Source organism: Corynebacterium sp. HMSC074C11 (assembly GCF_001809455.1).
GTDB classification, from domain to species: Bacteria; Actinomycetota; Actinomycetes; order Mycobacteriales; family Mycobacteriaceae; genus Corynebacterium; species Corynebacterium amycolatum.
In genome coordinates, this window is the sequence record NZ_KV797740.1 from 232,158 (window position 1) to 250,317 (window position 18,160).

The window sequence follows — 18,160 nt, forward strand, 5'->3', positions numbered from 1 at the left end:
AAACCATGAGCGAACCAATTAAGCTCCACGACTTGGCCCCGGCTCCGGGTGCTAAGAAGAAGAAGACTCGCGTCGGCCGTGGTGAGGCTTCCAAGGGTAAGACCGCTGGTCGCGGCACCAAGGGCACCAAGGCCCGCAAGCAGGTTTCGGCAGCATTCGAGGGTGGCCAGATGCCACTTCACATGCGTCTGCCGAAGTTGAAGGGCTTCAAGAACCCGGCGAAGGTCACCTTCCAGGTGGTCAACGTTTCGGATTTGGAGCGTCTGTTCCCGAACGGTGGCGACGTCACCATCGCCGACCTGGTTGCAAAGGGCGCCGTCCGCGCTAACCAGCCGGTGAAGGTCCTCGGCGACGGCGACATCAACGTCTCCGTCAACGTCACCGCAACCAAGTTCTCGGGCTCCGCAAAGTCCAAGATCGAGGCTGCAGGCGGCTCTGTCACTGAGGCTTAAAGCATTTAAGCTTTAATAGAAAAGCTCCTAACCCATGTGGTTAGGAGCTTTTTTGTATTGAGAGGGGAGGAAATTGGAGGGGAGGGCAGCGCAAACCGCTGGCTTACAGCAGGTCGGTGGTTCGCAGAGCCCACTCCAGTTGGTCGATGTCAGCGTCGGTGTGCAGCGCGGTGATGGTCAATCGCAACATTGCCTCACCACGGGGCACCGTCGGATAGCGAATTGCAGGTATAAACACGCCTAGCTCCGCCAACTGTGCTGAGGCGTCCATCGCTTCGGTCTCGTCCCCGACGGGCAGCGGGATGATGGCAGATGCGGGGTCTGACTGCGCGCCAACCAGGGAGCGGACGCGCGCAATATTACGTTGCAATCGCTTGACGACGTCCCCAACCTCCAACTGCTTCAACGCTGCGCGGATAGCTGCGACAGAACCAGGGTTCATGGACGTTGAGTACACGTAGCTACGGGCTTGATTGCGTAGCAGTTCGCCAACTGGTGCCGAGCAGAGAACGTATCCTCCTTCGGCACCGAGAGCCTTGCTCGCGGTGCCGACCACAATGTCCGGGCGAATGTCCAGGTGTGCTGCAGTGCCACGACCGTGTTCTCCGATAACTCCGACGCCGTGGGCGTCGTCAAGCATCATCCATGCGTTGCGACGGTGACAGGTGCGCTCGAGTGTCGGGCCGTCGATGACCTCGCCTGACATAGAGAACACGGAGTCGGAGATGACAAGTTTGTGGCGGGTGCTCGATGTTGCGAGGAGACGGTCGAGCGTCTGATAGTCAGCGTGCGGAAAGACCGTGACTTTAGCCCGGGCATTGCGGCATCCGTCGATGATCGAGGCGTGGTTGGCGGCGTCGGAGAAGATTTCAACGTCGGCGGTGGCGATGGCAGCGATGGTTGAGTGGTTCGCCTGGTAGCCAGTCGCAAAGAGAACGGCATCGTCGAAACCGAAGAACTGCGCGAGTTCGCTTTCAAGTGCGCTGTGGATGCTAGTGCCGGTGGTCAGGCGAGACCCGCCGGACCCGGTGCCGAAATGCCCAATTGCCTCGGTGGCAGCTGAGACGAGTTCAGGGTGCGTGGACAGGCCGAGGTAGTCCGAAGAAGAAAACAATAGGTAGTCGGCTCCGTCAATTCGGCTATGCGGTAGTTGTGCGGTTTCGAAAGTGCGCAGTGTGCGGGCAAGTCCTGCACCGGCCCAGGCCGTGTTTCTTTGGGCGGCGATTGCTGAGAGGTCGCTGCTGAGGCCGGTAGTGTCCGTCGAAAAACTGGCGTCAGCTGGGAGCTCGATATAGACCGGCGTGTTCTCCAGGTAATCGATTAGCTCGGGGATATCGGTGCCGGGTTCAACGATGAAGATGCGAGTTCCAAGAGTGCTGCCGTGGTCCTTGATATTTGGGATACGGTGGAAGCCTCCGTCCAGTGCGAGATAGCCACGCGTGTAAAAGGGATCGTCGGAGAGGCAGATTTCTGCAACGATGCCCGGGGCGCTGTGAACCTTGGATGCGAGGATGAGTGCCTCGTGAAAATGATCCTTGGTGCAGTCCTTGCTGGGGTGCGAGATGGCATCAAAAGTGGAAACCCGTACACCGCGGGCAGGGTTTGGGTCGAGCCGCTCACCGGAGGAGGCGTCGATGAGGGCGGCGCCGCGGAGACCTGTGAGTGAATAGGCCATCTCGACGGCGATATCAGCTGCCTGTATACCTGCAGCGCGTAGGCGTTGAGTAATGAGCTTGCGGGCGTCCCCAGGGCTGGAGTTCGACTCTAGAAAGGGGACTAACGCCGGCACGGTGCTGATGGTCGACTCATCAATCTTGTCCGCAGTGATGTGAATTGTGTCGGCTCGCCCCTTGTCGTGGTGAAGTGCACGGCTAGTCATAGCAGAAGCCAACTGAGGTAGTTCGGTGGCCGGTGCAAGACGCTCAGCGCCAGAGATATGGCAGCCATCGGCGCTGGAGCGCATGCGGATGCTGTAGGTACTCACAGAGCAAAACTTTAACACTGTTCAAGTTTTGTTTGAGAAGGTTGGGTGGAGCACATGAGAGGGCGGGGGCTCAGAGGGGATGAGCGCTGGAATCGTCGTCAAGCGAAAAGAGGGTGATTGACGGGGCGCTGTACTAACGGTGATATAGAGGCGTATTGCGACGATATGGAGAAACGCTGGTAGACTCACTACGTCAAATACTGTCAATTAAAGGTTTGAGGAATACGTCATCCGCGTGGCTTAACTAAAGCGGGAGACTACTGGCGGCTAAGCGGGTAAGTCTTTCGGGAAAAGCGTGGAAGAAGCGGATTTCTTGACCTCGGGAGGATGCACGTGGCTTCCGGTCTCATTGCGGCGTTGCGCGATCCCGATTTGCGTAAGAAGATCTTCTTCACTCTGACGATGATCATTCTGTACCGAATCGGCTCGCAGATTCCAACCCCTGGTATCGACTACCAGTTGGTCAACGCGCAGCTCGAGCAGATTTCGAAAGATCAGTCCAGCGTTTACTCGCTGATCAACCTGTTCTCAGGTGGCGCTCTGCTGCAGATGGCGATTTTCGGCATCGGCATTATGCCGTACATTACGGCCTCGATTATCGTCCAGCTGCTCACGGTGGTGATTCCACACTTCGAGCAGTTGAAGAAGGAAGGGCAGTCGGGTCAGACAAAGATGACCCAGTACACCCGCTACCTCACAGTGGCGTTGGCGTTGCTGCAGTCTGCGGGCATTGTGGCCATGGCAGACCGCGGCGCCCTGCTGGGCGGCTCGCAGTCGCTGCTGGTAAAGGATGCGGGTGTCTTTGACCTCGTGGTGATGGTCGTTGTGATGACCTCCGGTGCCGTGCTGGTCATGTGGATGGGTGAGCTCATCACTGACCGAGGCGTCGGCAACGGTATGTCACTGCTGATTTTCTCCGGTATCGCCGCTGGTATGCCGGCGCAGGGAGCGAACATTCTGCGCTCCACTACCGGTGTCGTGTTCGCCACCGTGATTGTTGCCGTGCTGATTCTCATCATCGGCGTTATTTTCATTGAGCAGGGACAGCGCCGTATTCCGGTGCAGTACGCAAAGCGCATGGTTGGTCGTCGCCAGTACGGCGGATCTTCCACCTACCTGCCGCTGAAGGTGAACCAGGCCGGTGTTATCCCGGTCATCTTCGCGTCCTCTCTGATTTACGTGCCGGTTCTGATTACCCAGATTGTTCAGTCCGGTCAGTCGAATCCGAACATGGACAACTGGTGGCAGCGCAATGTCATTCAGTACCTGCTGGCGCCGTCCAGTTGGCAGTACATTCTGCTGTTCTTCCTGATGATCATCTTCTTCTCCTTCTTCTACACTTCCGTGCAGTATGACCCGCACGAGCAGGCGGAGAACATGAAGAAGTACGGCGGATTCATTCCGGGCTTCCGCCCGGGGCGTCCGACTGCTGAATACCTGTCCTACGTCCTGATTCGCCTGCTGACTGTCGGCTCGCTGTACCTGGCACTGATCGCTGTTCTGCCAAATGTCGCTCTTGATATGGGGCTTGGCGACGCGAACGCTGGTCGAGGCGGTATGTTTGGAGGTACAGCCCTGCTGATTCTGGTCAGTGTTGCGCTGACGACGGTCAAGCAGGTTGAAAGCCAAATGATGCAACGTAACTACGAAGGGTTCTTGAAGTAATGCGACTCGTACTTGTAGGTCCTCCCGGTGCAGGCAAGGGCACTCAGGCAGCTATCCTCTCGGAGAAGCTCGGTGTCCCACACATCTCCACCGGTGACCTGTTTCGCGCAAACATCGGTGAAGGTACTCCGCTCGGCATTGAGGCGAAGTCCTACATCGACGCCGGCAACCTTGTTCCGGACGACGTGACTGTGCGTATGGTCGAGTCCCGTCTGAACGAGGACGACGCTGCCAAGGGGTTCCTGTTGGATGGCTTCCCGCGCACTGTTGGTCAAGCAGAAGAGCTGAAGCGTCTGCTGTCCAACCTCGGCACTGAGCTGGATGCGGTCGTACAGTTCGACGTTTCTGAGGATGTCGTAGTCGAGCGCATGCTGGCCCGTGGTCGCGCAGACGACACTGAAGAGGTCATCCGCAACCGCATGCATGTGTACACCAATGAGACCGCTCCTTTGCTGGATTACTACTCGGAGAAGATCATCAAGATTGCCGCTGAGGGATCCGTTGAGGAGATTAACGAGCGCACGATGGCTGAGCTGGAGAAGCTGAACTAAGCTCCTGGCGCGCCGGATAACTAGACGCTCTAGCTTTTTTGCTGGCTGGAGCCGATGGGTTTGCCGGTTGTAGATGGTTGTTGAAGCCGCCCTTTCGAACCGTTGAGGTTTGGAAGGGCGGCTTTTGTGTGTGGCTGTTGGGGTCTGGGGCGGGGGGTGGGGGGGGGCAGCCGATAGTGAGGGCTACTGGAAGTCCTGAATAATCTGGTCGATGAGTGGCTGCGCGGCCTCAGCGCTGATATTCGCGAAAACGAACTCTTGGTAGATGCGGTTGGCCTCGTCAATGACCATAACGAAAGGGGACCCCTTGTTTATGCCGCTAAATGCGTGCTTGCCGGGTAGCTCGTATGGTACGTAGTTTTCGACGGACTCAGCCTTTTCGTTAATGCGCTCGACAGTGGCCGGGTCCTCGGCCGTACTGAGCATTGCGGTGCCACCGTCTCCAACTGCCATTACGCAGGTGAAGCCATGTACGCTCTCGCTGCCAAAAATGACGGGTTTAGAGTCATCCGACTCGACGCAGCTGCCAATCGCCTCCTTAATTGCATCAGGTGTGAAGTTTTGGATTGACTCAGGCAGTGCAGAGGTGCCCATGAAACCCGAGGTGCTTCCAGGGGTCTCCGGCGATTCCGCGGCAGGGGAAGTGGAGGGGATAGTCGGCGCTGGCGACGGTTCGGGATTGCTTGAGCAAGCGCCAACCAGGAAAAGTGAGCTGGTGACAATAACAGCGCCCGCAGTCTGCGCGGACTTCAACAGTGAATGCATGCCAGTTATCGTAGGGCAGCTCAACTTTGGGTGTAAACCGCCCGAAAAACGAAGCAAGCCGATTGCAGATTAAGCGTCACGAATGAACATCCATAAAGATTCCCATGCAACGCCTCGTAGAAATACATGAAGCAGAGCGCTGGCTGGGGGAGCGATGCCCTCGTAGGTGGCGGGATTCGGCTAGCCGGTGGTTCCCTTCTAAGTCAGAGTAGACTCAACCAGCGTGATGAGTTTTCGACGCCGCCGCAAAGTAGTTCCTGCCCGCACCGAGGGAGAATTGGATGCGATGCAAGCGGCCGGCGAGATTGTCGGTCGTGCATTGCTGGCTTGCAGAAACGCTGCTAAGCCGGGGGTGACCACGGCAGATCTCAATGAGATCGCGCACCAGGTCATTATCGATGCTGGCGCAACGCCGTCCTTCCTTGGCTATGAAGGTTTTCCGGCGTCTGTCTGCGCATCTGTGAATGAAGTTGTTGTCCACGGCATTCCGTCAAGCTCTACGGTTCTCGCCGATGGTGATTTAGTCTCAATTGACTGTGGCGCAATCCTGGATGGCTGGCACGGTGATTCGGCACTTACGTTCGGCGTCGGAAAGCTGAGTGAAGATGTCGAAAAACTGAACATTGCGACATCAGAGGTCCTCACCGAAGGTATTAAGGCCATGGTTCCGGGCGCTCGCCTCACCGATATTTCGTATGCGCTTGAAATGGCCACCCGTGAGGCTGAACTGCGCCACGATATTGAGCTCGGCATCGTAGATGGATATGGCGGGCACGGCATTGGGCGGGAGATGCACATGGACCCCTTCCTGCCCAACGAGGGCAAAGCTGGAAAGGGCCCCCGCATCGTCGAAGGCTCCGTATTGGCCATTGAGCCGATGCTCATTCTCGGCGGCGAGTGGGGTAGTGATGAGCTTGACGACGGCTGGACGGTCGTCAGCGCGGATAGAATGCCGGCCTCCCATTGGGAGCATACAGTTGCCGCCACGGCGGACGGCCCCCGTATTTTGACTCCTCGATACGAATAACTAGTGCGTGAGGGCCAAGCGAAAGGTCAGAATGTTGCCATAAAGGCTGCGATGAATTCTGAACGGGTGGAGCGAACCAGCCTGCCGTCGCTTGCAACCGGTCCCATAATGGTCGTATTTGGTAAAAACGCAGGTCGCGTGTAAAGTTGGGCGATGGTGTGGGCGCAGTGTCGCTGCAGTGATGATTATCCCTGCACGGAACTGCTAAAACACCAGGCAGAGTAGAGATTTCCCAACTGGTGCCGGGATTGTCCCGGGTATCCGCCAGAGAGACGTGGAGGACATGGCTAAAAAGGAAGGCGCAATTGAGGTTGAGGGTCGCGTCGTCGAGCCCTTGCCGAACGCGATGTTCCGAGTGGAGCTGGACAACGGGCACAAGGTGCTCGCCCATATCAGTGGCAAGATGCGCCAGCACTACATCCGTATTCTCCCGGAAGACCGAGTCGTAGTGGAGCTCTCTCCCTACGATCTCGAGCGTGGGCGAATCGTCTACCGCTACAAGTAAATCGACCTGACCACTGTTGGTAGTGGTTATGGGCTTATTTACTAACTAGACAGAAACTCCACCGTCCTAGCTGCTTCTGGTGACGGCCGCGTGATGTTGAGGCCTGGCGTCTCAGCAGATTGGCGCGCCGGTTCTTTATGAAAGCTTTTCCACAGAAGTAAGCGAGACTACCTCCGGCAACGGTGGCTGGAGCCTTTCTATAACACCTGCGCGACTCGGCGTCCGACCGAGTAAGCCGGGCCTGGGAAGGGTGGCAGTGGAGTAAACCACCGCATCAACCGGAAGGAAATTGCCGTATGGCACGCCTTGCTGGAGTTGACCTGCCACGCAACAAGCGTATGGAGGTCGCTCTTACCTACATTTATGGCATCGGCCCTGCCCGTGCCAATGAGCTGCTGGAGAAGACTGGCATCTCTCCGGACCTGCGTACCGATGCTCTCACTGATGAGCAGGTCGCCGCGCTGCGTGACGTGATTGAGGCCACCTGGAAGGTCGAGGGTGACCTCCGCCGTCAGGTTCAGGCTGATATCCGCCGCAAGATTGAGATTGGTTCCTACCAGGGTCTGCGCCACCGTCGTGGCCTGCCGGTCCGTGGTCAGCGCACCAAGACCAACGCTCGTACGCGTAAGGGTCCGAAGAAGACGATCGCCGGAAAGAAGAAGTAAAACATGGCAGCTCCGAAGTCCGCACGCGGCCGTCGTACCGGCCGTCGCGTTGTAAAGAAGAACGTGGCTCAGGGCCACGCATACATCAAGTCCACCTTCAACAACACCATCGTGTCCATCACGGACCCGAAGGGCGCTGTTATCTCGTGGGCCTCCTCGGGTCACGTCGGTTTCAAGGGCTCCCGTAAGTCCACTCCGTTCGCTGCCCAGATGGCTGCCGAGAACGCTGCTCGTAAGGCCATGGAGCACGGTATGAAGAAGGTTGACGTTTTCGTTAAGGGTCCGGGTTCGGGCCGCGAAACCGCCATCCGTTCCCTCCAGGCTGCTGGCCTTGAGGTGTCCTCGATCTCGGATGTGACCCCTCAGCCGCACAACGGCTGCCGTCCGCCGAAGCGTCGTCGCGTCTAGGAATAGGGTAAGGAGAGAACAGAAATGGCCCGTTATACCGGTCCCGCAACCCGTAAGTCCCGTCGTCTCCGCGTCGACCTCGTCGGTGGCGACATGAACTTCGAGCGTCGTCCCTACCCTCCGGGGCAGGCTGGTCGCGCTCGTATCAAGGAGTCGGAGTACCTGCTCCAGCTCCAGGAGAAGCAGAAGGCACGTTTCACCTACGGCGTGATGGAGAAGCAGTTCCGTCGCTACTACGCCGAGGCTCACCGTCGTCCGGGCAAGACTGGCGATAACCTCGTCGTCCTGCTGGAGTCGCGTCTCGACAACGTTGTCTACCGCGCTGGTCTGGCTCGTACTCGTCGCCAGGCTCGTCAGCTGGTTTCCCACGGCCACTTCACCGTTAACGGTAAGAAGATCAACGTGCCGTCCTTCCAGGTAAGCCAGTACGACATCATCGACGTGCGCCCGAAGTCGCAGAAGATGATGTGGTTCGAAGAGGCACAGGAGAACCTGGTCGACGCTGTCGTCCCGGCATGGCTTCAGGTTGTTCCTGAGTCCCTGCGCATCCTCGTGCACCAGACCCCGGAACGCGCACAGATCGACATTCCGCTTCAGGAACAGCTGATCGTCGAGTTCTACTCGAAGTAATAACTAACTTCGCTTGCATCCATTCATTCCCTATGGCGTCATATAGCGGTCGCCACCTGGAGGATTTTCGAAAATGCTCATTTCCCAGCGCCCAACGCTGACTGAGGACTACATTGATTCCTCTCGCTCCCGGTTCGTTATCGAACCGCTGGAGCCGGGTTTCGGTTACACCCTCGGTAACTCTCTTCGTCGTACGTTGCTGTCGTCCATTCCGGGCGCTGCAGTCACCAGCATCCGCATCGACGGTGTGCTGCACGAGTTCACCACTATCCCGGGCGTGAAGGAAGATGTCTCCGACATCATCCTGAACATCAAGGGTCTGGTGCTCTCGAGCGAGTTCGACGAGCCGGCTACCGTTTACCTGCGTCGCGAAGGTGCAGGCGCGGTGACCGCTGCAGACATTGAGTGCCCAGCAGGTGTGGAGATTCATAACCCGGATCACCACATCGCTACTCTCAACGAATCCGGTCGCTTGGATATTGAGATGATCGTTGAACGTGGTCGTGGCTACGTGCCGGCGACCCCGAACTCCGGTGGCGAAATTGGCCGCATTCCGATGGACCAGATTTACTCGCCAGTTCTGAAGGTCAGCTACAAGGTGGAGGCTACTCGTGTTGAGCAGCGCACCGACTTTGACAAGCTGATCATCGATGTCGAGACCAAGAACTCGATCACCGCCCGCGACGCAATGGCGTCGGCAGGCAAGACTCTGGTTGAGCTGTTCGGTCTGGCACGCGAGCTGAACGAGGCTGCTGAGGGCATCGAGATTGGCCCGAGCCCGCGCGAGGCTGAGGATGTCGCTGCGTACCAGACTCCGATTGAGGATCTGGACTTCTCTATGCGCTCCTACAACTGCCTAAAGCGTGAGGAGATCCACACTGTCGGTGAGCTCGCTGCTCGTACCGAGTCGGATCTGCTGGATATCCGCAACTTCGGTGACAAGTCCATCAATGAGGTCAAGGAAAAGCTCGCTGAGCTTGGCCTGGCTCTGAAGGATTCCCCGAACAACTTCGACCCGGCTGCTGTCGCTGATTTGGACGCTGCCTCGGGCGATGACGCTGACTGGACTGATGGCGCAAGCGCTGGCTACGACGAGTAGTTCACCGACGCGACTTCATTAAAACGAGGAGATACCTATGCCTACCCCTAAGCAGGGTTCCCGTCTCGGCGGCTCCGCTTCGCACCAGAAGAAGATTCTGGCCAATCTCGCGAAGCAGCTCATCGAGCACGGCAAGATTAAGACCACCGACACCAAGGCCAAGCTGCTGCGTCCGTACGTTGAGAAGCTGATTACCAAGGCAAAGCGCGGCACTCTCGCAGATCGCCGCAACGTTGCAAAGCTGCTCAACGACAACTACGCAGTTAAGAAGCTGTTCGACGAGATCGGTCCGCAGTTCGCTGATCGCGACGGCGGCTACACCCGCATCATTAAGCTGGGTAACCGCAAGGGCGACAACGCCCCGATTTCTCTGATCGCTCTGGTTGAGGAAGAGACCGCAACTGCTGAGGCAACTCGCGCAACTCGCGCCGCTGCTTCCAAGCAGGCTGAAGAGGCAAAGGCCGAAGAGGCCGAGGCTGAGGCTGCTGAAGCTGAGGCTGCAGAGGAGGAGTAAATCCCCTCGCCGACGGCTTTTGGCCGTCACAGCTTTGAACCCCCGTCGAGTAGTTCATATCTGAACTCTCTACCGGGGGTTCTTTGTGCTTGACGACGGCGCACAGCGCCCGACCCCAGTTCTGTCTCCGGTTACACCGAAGATTACGTACCAACATTGGGAGCTGTACGGAGGCCCTTCGGTGGAAACTGGTGATTTTCTAATCCGGGGTCGCGGCTACAATCTGTTAACCGTGACATCACTTACGCCAACGACTCCGGATACCCCGTGCGATTCTCCCGATCGTGCCGCTACGGGGAGTACCGCCTCCGACCTGGTTCGGTTGCGTTTTGACATTGCCTATGATGGGACAGATTTCCACGGTTGGGCTGCTCAGCGCGATAAGCCTACGGGAGAACCGGTGCGGACTGTGCAGGCGACGTTGGAATCCACTCTGGAGAAGGTGTTGCGCACTCCAGTGCAACTGACTGTGGCCGGTCGTACAGATGCCGGCGTTCATGCCTCCGGTCAGGTGGCTCACGCAGATGTTCCTGTCTCTTGTTTAGACACACGTTCTATCGCAGGGGACCCGGGTAATTTGGTTCGTCGTGTAGCGCGACTATTGCCCGCGGACGTGACGCTTCGGGGCGCCTCGTTTGCGCCCCCGGGTTTCGATGCCCGCTTTTCCGCGTTACGTCGGCATTATGTCTATCGTGTCACTAGTTGCGTCAGTGGCCCGCTTCCTACCCGTGCTCGCGATACGGCCCACTGGCGACGGTCAGTGGATATCGACCGTATGCAGGTGGCAGCTGATGCTCTACTGGGGCTCAATGACTTCGCCGCTTTTTGTCGACACAAGCCACATGCCACAACCACTAGAGATTTACAGCGGTTCCAGTGGCTCGACGTATCTACGCGGGAAGAACCGGAGCTGTACGAGGCCCATGTGACTGCCGACGCGTTCTGCTGGTCTATGGTGCGCTCACTGGTAGGGGCCTGCCTTAGCGTCGGTGAAGGGCGGCGTGAGGTTGGATTCACTGAACAGTTGTTGAGTGAAGAGAAGCGTTCCCCGTTGGTCCCGGTGGCAGAGGCGCGTGGGCTCAGCCTGGTAGGTGTTGATTACCCCGCCGATGCTGATCTGGCGGCCAGGGCGGAGCAGACCCGTGAGCGTCGTGATGCCCGGACAGATGTGGACGAGGCTTAAATGTACAAGCTCTCGGTAAAATTCCCTGAAGAAAGTGACCGTAGGAGGAGTGTTCGGTAGTGGTGTGGGCAATTGTTAGCTTGGTTGCGCTGCTCGTAATCCCCGGCGCTGTTGTAGTGCGAGCCAGCGGCGTTCGTACACCGTGGGCGCTGGCCCTCGGTCCTGCGGTGACGTTTGGTATCGCAGGCACCGCAGGGTGGGTGCTCGGCGCTATCGATGTGCGCTTCACCTTGGTCAGTGCGTCTATCTGCTGCGCCGTGACATTACTTCTCGCGCTGTGCTGGCGTGGCGGCAGCGCTTTGATTCGGCGACGGCGCGGTAGTGTCGATCGCTCGGTGTCGGCCGAGGCGCAGCCGCTCGCCGCAAGTCGATGGCGCGAGTTGGGTTATGGGCTAATCGCAAGTATCGGGGTCATCATCGCAGCGGCGGTTCTCACGTGGACCGCTATCGGCCGCATCGCTTCAATGTCCGAGGGGATGGCGACCATCCAGCAAGGCTGGGACACACTCTGGCATGCAAGTGTGCTCCGTTCGATTACGGAAGATGGCATGGCCTCGGCCACTAGGATGGGCGAGATCCAGAATGTGGAAACTCAGGCGGTGTCCTACTATCCCGCCGCATGGCATGCGTTCGGTGCGCTTTGGGTATTGATTGTCCGTCTACCAATCACCGAGGCGGTCAATTACCTCGGCATTATCATTCCGGCCGTGACCATACCCACGGCTGCTGCGGCGCTGACCTGGCGAATTATTGATCGCCAAAAGCTGTCCACCGCCGTTGCCGCGGGGGTTGCGGCGCTTGTTTCCGCAGCGCTTCCGGTATTGATGCCCGTCGGGGTCTTCGTGGGGGCTTGGCCGTACCAGGTCTCGATTGCGCTAGCGATTACCGTTTTTGCCTTTGCTACGTCGCTCCCACACGCACCTCAGCGCATCTTGAGCGCCGCTCTTGCAATAATCGGTATCGGAGAGCTCCATCCGGCATCGGTGCCTACAGTTGTTATGCTCGGTGCAATCTGGTGGTTGTGCTACCGCCTGCCGCGTCCCGCGCATCCTGAACTGGGTGCGGTTCGCGCCAAGCTTTACGACGTCGCGGTGATTGCAGCCGCCTTTGTGCCAGCAGTGGCAGTTCTACTGCCGCAGTGGCTTACGGGAACTTCTCAGACCGAGGATGTGCGCGCGGTTAGCGCTGAAGTAGACGACCTCGATCGTTTCGATGCGTGGTATCGAGGCGCCACAATGCTGACTCGCCACACTGAGGAATTCCGGCCGTTCTGGCCAATTATTATCCTCGGTTTCATCGGGATGGCGGTTTTGGTTTTCGCAGGTACTTCGCGCCGACGGGTGTGGGTAGTACCGGCCTGGTTTGTTTCGGTGTTGATGACGACCCACGCGCTCAATCATTTTGGTGGTGTGCCGGGCGATATTCTCGCGCTGTACACGGAGCTTCACTATTCCACGCCTCACCGGTTGGTGATGGTCACCGCGTATCTGTATTCCGCGTTTGCGGGTATCGCCGTGGCGTGGGGCTGCGCGTGGGCGGCTCGAATTAGTGAGTCAAAGGTGCCATCGACGGGGTGGGTTCTGGGGTTGAGCTTAGCGACGGTGAGCTCTGCTGTACTCGTCGTCTATGGAGTGGCGTCTAATGCTAGCGCTGCAGATTTCGCCTACAAGAGCCCTCGAGAATGGCAAATCATTTCCAATGCTGACCTGAAGGCATTTGATTGGTTGGCCGAGCAGCCGGAGGCACATAAGTACCGCACGTTTACGAATCCGCCGGAGGGGTCCAGCTGGATGTACGCTCGCAATGATCTGCCGGTAGTGTTCCCGCACTATGACTGGCCAGTTGCGAATAAGTGGACTGCCACCTCAATGCTGTATTGGCACGCTGATTACCTCGGTTTTCCAGACCCCGATCGGCCGGATGGGGTGAACGATGTCGACCGCTCAGCCCGAAAGCTGAACGTGGGATTCATCTATTTGTCACCCCCGGGTATTTGGGATTCCAAGGAGGATTTAGAGTTTCCTGGTGAAGGGCTCTGGGTAGCTCCAGGGGTAACCCCTGTTTATCGAGATAGGGAAGTAACCATCTTCGCTTTCAATGATGTGATCACGCCAGAACGCATCGACGAGATGCGAGCTAGTTCTCCGGAAGTAATTCCTCCCTCGGCTACTAGGGGATGGAGCGATGGTCGGGTAGGTTAGGACACCATGCGGATGAATAAATTTATGGCAACGATCGCAGCCGGTGTGATGATGACTTTCGCGCTGGCCGGATGTGGAGACGACGAGCCGGCTAAGCCGGAAGTCTCGAATCGCTCCGTCAGTTCTTCCGCAAAGACTAAATCCTCGACTCCGCCGAAACCGACTGAGGAGTCGACGAAATCGACAGAATCAGAGACGCCGACGGAGACTCCTGCAATCACCCAGGTCAATGATGCGGATTACACTCCGGCGGACGGCCCAAATACTCGACTCTTTCAGTTGGAGGATGGCACGACACGTTGTTTCCTCAACGATTTGAGCGGTGACGCCTACTTGGCCTGTCAGGTGAATCTTGCCAATCCTCCGATGGTCGATGACGGCACGGGGAACGAGGTTCCCGCCAATGCTGTGTCCTGGAATCCGGGAGGAGTTACTTACGAGGTCCTTACTTTCCCGCCGGCGGGTGAGATGAAGACGCTGCCAGCGAATTCTCAGTTGAGCGCATTCGGATACAGCTGCGCGGCCTATGGCCCGTCGACTCTGGAGTGCTCGGGACCAGCGGGCGCTGCCACTATCGACAATGGCAATGTCACCGGTGCACAGATGCCGAAGGAGGATGTGCCTCCTGCAGCAGGCGGTCAGCCGGGTGGCCAAGAAAATGGTGCTCCGAATGACCCAGCGCAGCAGGGTGAGCCTGACGGCTCCCCGGCGCCGGGCGGTCTGCCAGATTTGGGCGCGTTGATTCCGGGACTGAACCGCTAGTTGCCCGCATAGCCAGTGGCTGCAGTTCATCGGTAGTGCGGGAGGTAGATAGCGTCCAGGTGAATTCGCCCATCACCAGTCGAGGGCATGAAGCTGGCATTTCCGATGCTGCTGCCGTGGGCGAACCTGCACGACTGACCTCGATGATTCTCGCGATTCCCGTACGCAGGTCGGGCTCATACTCTTCGACGACAACCACATCGACGGTGTCGTCTCCAGCTCGCGCGAGAAGTACTGCGCCCAGATCAAGAGCCACAGTAAAGAAATGTGGACGGGACGTGCGAATTCCTACTCGATAGCCGAGCGAGAGCATTCCGATGAGCAACTCACAAATGTCCTGATTTCCGCAGTCGACCTCCAATCGGGGAAGGTTCGCGGGACACATTGTGATGGTTTGTCCACTGCTCCCGACCCCTATGACCTGCGCTGGACCATTAGTGATAGCGACGTCACGTTGTCGGCTTAACCACAGGTGCGGTTTGCGCCCCAACGCCGCCACATGATGAGAACGTCCAGTGCGGCGCAGCTGTACTACCTCCGCAGAGCTCTCAGTCAGAGCACACTCCTGTGCCGTTAATCGCCGTACGCGAATGCCAAGGGTCCCCAGCCTGTGGATGAGGAAGCGTAGGGCTTTGTCAGTGGAGGCTTCCACCGGAAGAGTTGCCACCAGATGTGTCCAGGGCTCAGGGGTTGTGCCGGAGCGTTCGGCCGCTCGGAAGTAGCGGTGCGCATGCTCTCCGCGGATTTCCGGCGCAATGTGATAAAAACACAGCGCATCCAGGGTCACTGGGCTGTCGTCGGCAAGCGAGACGATATCCGCAGCGCTTAGCTGGCTACGCAGACCTGGTGTGAGACGTAGTCCGATGAACTGTCCTGGTTCGGTGCGTCGCAGCCGGTCGCGAAGGCTGCGTCCGCGCACAGGGACATGCGCGCCTGCAGTGATGATTATTGCTGTAATGAGCAGCCACAATGACAATGGCATGTGAAAATCCCCCCAATATGTTCCCCACTAAAATTCCCCTGGTCGCACAGTAGCGCGGCCTGGCTTACTCTGCAGGGTAGAGATTATTTGGGGGAATAGTTTTGGGGGAAACTCATGCCACGTACACCGACCACGCCTAGCCAGGTCAGCGGTCATCGATTCTTGATTCGTCGGATTGAGCATGCGCTTGTGCGTGCGGATTCGCGAATGCTGCACGACCCTCTGCGCACGCGAACCCGAGCACTGTTTATCGGCTGTGCGCTGGTGGTTTTACTGGCCGCCGGTACTGCGGTGCTGTCGTTGGTGCGACCGCAGGGCGGTTCTAGCTCCAATGAGCAGCTGATTGTCGTGTCAGGGTCGGAGGGCCTACATGTACGTGTCAATGGTCGATTGCATCCAGTCGCGAATCTCGCATCGGCGCGGTTAATTTTGGGCAATCCTGCTGAGCCGAAACGGGTGCGCAGTAGCGAGTTGGACAAAGAGGACATCAGTTTTGCTGTCGGGATTGAGGGCGCACCAGCAGTTCCGGCCACGCCGGCAGGCTCTGGGGCCTCGGGAGCTGCCAAGACGGGCAGCGTAGGTGCGCCGGAGCTGGCACTGTCTTTATGCGAGCGGACGGTGCAAGACCTCGGGCAACCGTGGATTGTTGCAGAGTCACTTGCGCGTCTTGAGGAAGTACGTGGGGAACCGCAGCAGCTTACCCGGACCCACTCGGACAGTGCCGTTGTTGCCGATGGCCAAAACCACTGGCTGATTACGCAGGGCTACCGCTCGCGGTTGGATATTAACCATCCGGAGCACGCCGCTGTTTCTCGAGCGCTGGGGTTGGAGCGCTCTGCAGTCCGGCCTGTCACCCCTGCATTGCTCAGAACGATTCCGGAGGTTCCGATTCTGGCCGCGCCAGCAATTCCAAACCGCGGCGCACCCACACACTTCGCCACCCCATTCGACACAGTCGGCAATGTGGTCGAGGTCGGGCAGCGGCGCGTTATCGTGCTTGACGACGGTGCCGCGATTCTCTCCCCGGTGCTAGGAGAGCTATTAGCTGCGCATAGTCCAGATCTGCAGGCCAGTGAAGGGCAGCTGGCGGCAGTTCCCGTTGCGAATGCGCCAGTAGTCCCGGGACTACCTGAAAAGCCGCTGACGTTTGCCGATGCTGATGGCTGGCTGTGTACCGGCCGGATAGCAGGACGGCCGCAAGCTCTCGTGCAGTGGTCGCAGCATGCTCCGGAGGGGCGGCACGTGGATTACCCGCATGCCGACGGTTCGGGTGTGGCCGTCGACGGTTTCGTGGATGGTCGCAGCCGTGAGCGCAGCTCGATCGCAGTAAGCGTAAATGGGGCTGTACACGTCATTTCGCCAGAGGGAATGCGCTTTGCTGTGCACGATCGCACGACGTTGGCTGCTCTCGGGTTTAATGCATCATCCAACGCCGACAGCGGTGGTACGCGGCCAGTGGACTGGGAAGTTCTGGCCGCGTTGCGTGGAGGCCCTGAGCTGAGTAAGCAGGCGGCGCTAGGGCCGCTGTCTGGGGCGCGAGAGCAGCCAGGCACCTAGGCCCAGTGCGCATATCAGGAGCAGCCCAGTCGCCCGGAGCGGTGCATTGCGCTCCTGCGAAGAAAGCAGATCTGGTGGAGCCGGCGCGGCAGCGGGATTGGCGGCGTGCTGCGCGGCGGTGTCCGCAGTGGTCCAAATCAGAGCGTCATACGGTGCAATGATGCCGCGGCCAAGGCCAAGCCCGGAACTAATTGGGCTCGCGGAATTAAGGATGATGTCGCGAACCTGTGCTGGGGAAAGCTCTGGGTTTCGTGCCAGCAGCAGGGCAGCCGTTCCCGACACGGCTGGCGTGGCAAAACTGGTGCCGGCGATTTGCTGAGCTCGGGTGTTATCCCCGGACCCGAACACGTGGCGGTCTATGAGGCCGGTAGGGGTGCGCGGATCGGGACCGAGTACGGGACCGCCGGGAGCGGAGACATTGACCCATTGTCCCGTGATTGCATACTCCGCGGGTTGTGCTTGGCCAGCATCGTCGAACTGTACTGCTGATACTGCGATTACCTCCGGCAGGACTGCGGGCCACGCTACGGATCCGGCCTGACAACTATCGCCCTTATTTCCTGCCGCTGCGACCACTACTGCGCCTGAGACTTCCGCACGTGCGACGCTCTCGGCAACATCCGTTGCACCTTGGGGCATTACACCTGCCGGGGCACACGATGTGAGCGAAATATTGATAACCCTCGCGCCCTCCGCGACGGCCCTGTCGATAGCTTGTGCCAGCGACTCCAAATTGCCTTCGCCATCGGCCGTTTGTCTTATCGACAACACGTGCGCGTCGGGCGCCAGTCCCGCAAAACCATCGGCACCGGGCCGGCCTGCAATAATGCCGGCTACTAGAGTTCCGTGACCGTCGCAGTCTACGAACCCGCTGTCGCCGTCGACAAAATCGCCACCGTCGAGAACCTCGCCTAGGCGCTCATTGGGTGAGACCCCGGTATCGATCACCGCCACCGTAATCCCCGCACCCGTCGTCAGTTGCCATGCTTGGCGAAACCGAAGAGTTTTTTCGATCACTGTCGGTTCACGCAGTGCGCTTTCCGACGACAGCATCGTGGCCACGCAGTCCTGGCTGTTCTGGGCAGCCGCTATTGGTGCGATGCCCGACGGTGCTACTGCGGTGGCCGCCGTCAACGTGGAGATAAGCACCGTGGAAAGTGCGGTCGTGGCGGTGAGACGGGTTTTTATGGCATTCATGAAAAGTGGGTTT

17 protein-coding genes and 1 pseudogene are annotated in these 18,160 nt (G+C 58.6%); 13 read left to right on the forward strand and 5 right to left on the reverse strand.

Translation table 11 applies throughout. From position 1 onward, the window contains the following. Window positions 1-5: 5 nt before the first annotated feature. On the forward strand, window positions 6-452 hold the full coding sequence (gene rplO, locus HMPREF2614_RS09380; RefSeq protein WP_016422071.1) for a 50S ribosomal protein L15: 447 nt from the start codon (window positions 6-8) through the stop codon (window positions 450-452). A 103-nt stretch (window positions 453-555) separates the two neighbouring features. On the opposite strand, the gene HMPREF2614_RS11415 is transcribed toward rplO, so the two are convergent. Together HMPREF2614_RS11415 and HMPREF2614_RS11420 are read right to left on the reverse strand one after the other, a co-directional pair. Further along, window positions 556-1,743, reverse strand: coding sequence for an aminotransferase class I/II-fold pyridoxal phosphate-dependent enzyme (locus tag HMPREF2614_RS11415; RefSeq protein WP_371325823.1), 1,188 nt, complete (start codon window positions 1,741-1,743; stop codon window positions 556-558). A 9-nt stretch (window positions 1,744-1,752) separates the two neighbouring features. Next, a pseudogene (locus HMPREF2614_RS11420) lies at window positions 1,753-2,415 on the reverse strand (6-carboxyhexanoate--CoA ligase); the annotation flags it as partial. 348 nt (window positions 2,416-2,763) lie between these two features. On the opposite strand from HMPREF2614_RS11420, the gene secY reads away from it, so the two are divergent. Beyond that, window positions 2,764-4,101, forward strand: coding sequence for a preprotein translocase subunit SecY (gene secY, locus HMPREF2614_RS09390; RefSeq protein ID WP_038627670.1), 1,338 nt, complete (start codon window positions 2,764-2,766; stop codon window positions 4,099-4,101). Then, window positions 4,101-4,652 (forward strand): adenylate kinase, encoded by a 552-nt coding sequence (locus tag HMPREF2614_RS09395; RefSeq protein ID WP_005509947.1) that lies wholly within the window; start codon window positions 4,101-4,103, stop codon window positions 4,650-4,652. Before secY ends, HMPREF2614_RS09395 begins: the two co-directional genes overlap by 1 nt. A gap of 183 nt (window positions 4,653-4,835) precedes the next feature. On the opposite strand, the gene HMPREF2614_RS09400 is transcribed toward HMPREF2614_RS09395, so the two are convergent. After that, on the reverse strand, window positions 4,836-5,417 hold the full coding sequence (locus HMPREF2614_RS09400; protein ID WP_049180781.1) for a hypothetical protein: 582 nt from the start codon (window positions 5,415-5,417) through the stop codon (window positions 4,836-4,838). Window positions 5,418-5,643: 226 nt separating this feature from the next. On the opposite strand from HMPREF2614_RS09400, the gene map reads away from it, so the two are divergent. From map to HMPREF2614_RS09445, 9 genes are all read left to right on the forward strand, one after another. Further along, on the forward strand, window positions 5,644-6,444 hold the full coding sequence (gene map, locus HMPREF2614_RS09405) for a type I methionyl aminopeptidase (protein WP_038627674.1): 801 nt from the start codon (window positions 5,644-5,646) through the stop codon (window positions 6,442-6,444). A 283-nt stretch (window positions 6,445-6,727) separates the two neighbouring features. Continuing rightward, complete coding sequence (gene infA / locus HMPREF2614_RS09410; RefSeq protein ID WP_016422077.1) at window positions 6,728-6,949, forward strand: translation initiation factor IF-1; 222 nt, start codon at window positions 6,728-6,730, stop codon at window positions 6,947-6,949. Between the two features lie 296 nt (window positions 6,950-7,245). Then, window positions 7,246-7,614, forward strand: a complete 369-nt coding sequence (rpsM, locus tag HMPREF2614_RS09415; RefSeq protein ID WP_005509836.1) for a 30S ribosomal protein S13 — start codon at window positions 7,246-7,248, stop codon at window positions 7,612-7,614. A 3-nt stretch (window positions 7,615-7,617) separates the two neighbouring features. Beyond that, entirely contained in the window at window positions 7,618-8,022 is a 405-nt protein-coding gene (gene rpsK, locus HMPREF2614_RS09420) for a 30S ribosomal protein S11 (RefSeq protein ID WP_016422078.1), read from the forward strand. A gap of 24 nt (window positions 8,023-8,046) precedes the next feature. Continuing rightward, window positions 8,047-8,652 (forward strand): 30S ribosomal protein S4, encoded by a 606-nt coding sequence (gene rpsD, locus HMPREF2614_RS09425; protein ID WP_038627676.1) that lies wholly within the window; start codon window positions 8,047-8,049, stop codon window positions 8,650-8,652. 73 nt (window positions 8,653-8,725) lie between these two features. Next, window positions 8,726-9,751: a DNA-directed RNA polymerase subunit alpha gene (locus HMPREF2614_RS09430; protein WP_038627678.1), complete on the forward strand. Its 1,026-nt coding sequence runs from the start codon at window positions 8,726-8,728 to the stop codon at window positions 9,749-9,751. Between the two features lie 37 nt (window positions 9,752-9,788). Then, on the forward strand, window positions 9,789-10,265 hold the full coding sequence (gene rplQ / locus HMPREF2614_RS09435; protein WP_038627680.1) for a 50S ribosomal protein L17: 477 nt from the start codon (window positions 9,789-9,791) through the stop codon (window positions 10,263-10,265). Between the two features lie 313 nt (window positions 10,266-10,578). Next, window positions 10,579-11,448: a tRNA pseudouridine synthase A gene (locus HMPREF2614_RS09440; protein ID WP_070561016.1), complete on the forward strand. Its 870-nt coding sequence runs from the start codon at window positions 10,579-10,581 to the stop codon at window positions 11,446-11,448. Between the two features lie 59 nt (window positions 11,449-11,507). After that, window positions 11,508-13,649 (forward strand): DUF6541 family protein, encoded by a 2,142-nt coding sequence (locus HMPREF2614_RS09445; RefSeq protein ID WP_070560809.1) that lies wholly within the window; start codon window positions 11,508-11,510, stop codon window positions 13,647-13,649. A gap of 589 nt (window positions 13,650-14,238) precedes the next feature. On the opposite strand, the gene HMPREF2614_RS10965 is transcribed toward HMPREF2614_RS09445, so the two are convergent. Continuing rightward, window positions 14,239-15,393, reverse strand: coding sequence for a hypothetical protein (locus HMPREF2614_RS10965; RefSeq protein ID WP_080972803.1), 1,155 nt, complete (start codon window positions 15,391-15,393; stop codon window positions 14,239-14,241). Between the two features lie 114 nt (window positions 15,394-15,507). Here HMPREF2614_RS10965 and eccB point away from each other — a divergent pair, with 114 nt between their 5' ends. Further along, window positions 15,508-16,950 (forward strand): type VII secretion protein EccB, encoded by a 1,443-nt coding sequence (eccB, locus tag HMPREF2614_RS09455; RefSeq protein WP_070560811.1) that lies wholly within the window; start codon window positions 15,508-15,510, stop codon window positions 16,948-16,950. Here eccB and mycP read toward each other — a convergent pair. Then, on the reverse strand, window positions 16,909-18,147 hold the full coding sequence (mycP, locus tag HMPREF2614_RS09460) for a type VII secretion-associated serine protease mycosin (RefSeq protein WP_222867342.1): 1,239 nt from the start codon (window positions 18,145-18,147) through the stop codon (window positions 16,909-16,911). The two genes, eccB and mycP, sit on opposite strands and share 42 nt — an antisense overlap. Window positions 18,148-18,160 lie beyond the last annotated feature (13 nt).

What these genes read in the sequence shown, in the direction of transcription:
- rplO (WP_016422071.1), top strand. Translation starts at nt 6, where the DNA reads ATGAGCGAACCAATTAAGCTCCACGACTTGGCCCCGGCTCCGGGTGCT.
- secY (WP_038627670.1), top strand. Translation starts at nt 2,764, where the DNA reads ATGCACGTGGCTTCCGGTCTCATTGCGGCGTTGCGCGATCCCGATTTG.
- HMPREF2614_RS09395 (WP_005509947.1), top strand. Translation starts at nt 4,101, where the DNA reads ATGCGACTCGTACTTGTAGGTCCTCCCGGTGCAGGCAAGGGCACTCAG.
- HMPREF2614_RS09400 (WP_049180781.1), bottom strand. Translation starts at nt 5,417, where the DNA reads ATGCATTCACTGTTGAAGTCCGCGCAGACTGCGGGCGCTGTTATTGTC.
- map (WP_038627674.1), top strand. Translation starts at nt 5,644, where the DNA reads ATGAGTTTTCGACGCCGCCGCAAAGTAGTTCCTGCCCGCACCGAGGGA.
- infA (WP_016422077.1), top strand. Translation starts at nt 6,728, where the DNA reads ATGGCTAAAAAGGAAGGCGCAATTGAGGTTGAGGGTCGCGTCGTCGAG.
- rpsM (WP_005509836.1), top strand. Translation starts at nt 7,246, where the DNA reads ATGGCACGCCTTGCTGGAGTTGACCTGCCACGCAACAAGCGTATGGAG.
- rpsK (WP_016422078.1), top strand. Translation starts at nt 7,618, where the DNA reads ATGGCAGCTCCGAAGTCCGCACGCGGCCGTCGTACCGGCCGTCGCGTT.
- rpsD (WP_038627676.1), top strand. Translation starts at nt 8,047, where the DNA reads ATGGCCCGTTATACCGGTCCCGCAACCCGTAAGTCCCGTCGTCTCCGC.
- HMPREF2614_RS09430 (WP_038627678.1), top strand. Translation starts at nt 8,726, where the DNA reads ATGCTCATTTCCCAGCGCCCAACGCTGACTGAGGACTACATTGATTCC.
- rplQ (WP_038627680.1), top strand. Translation starts at nt 9,789, where the DNA reads ATGCCTACCCCTAAGCAGGGTTCCCGTCTCGGCGGCTCCGCTTCGCAC.
- HMPREF2614_RS10965 (WP_080972803.1), bottom strand. Translation starts at nt 15,393, where the DNA reads ATGCCATTGTCATTGTGGCTGCTCATTACAGCAATAATCATCACTGCA.
- eccB (WP_070560811.1), top strand. Translation starts at nt 15,508, where the DNA reads ATGCCACGTACACCGACCACGCCTAGCCAGGTCAGCGGTCATCGATTC.
- mycP (WP_222867342.1), bottom strand. Translation starts at nt 18,147, where the DNA reads ATGAATGCCATAAAAACCCGTCTCACCGCCACGACCGCACTTTCCACG.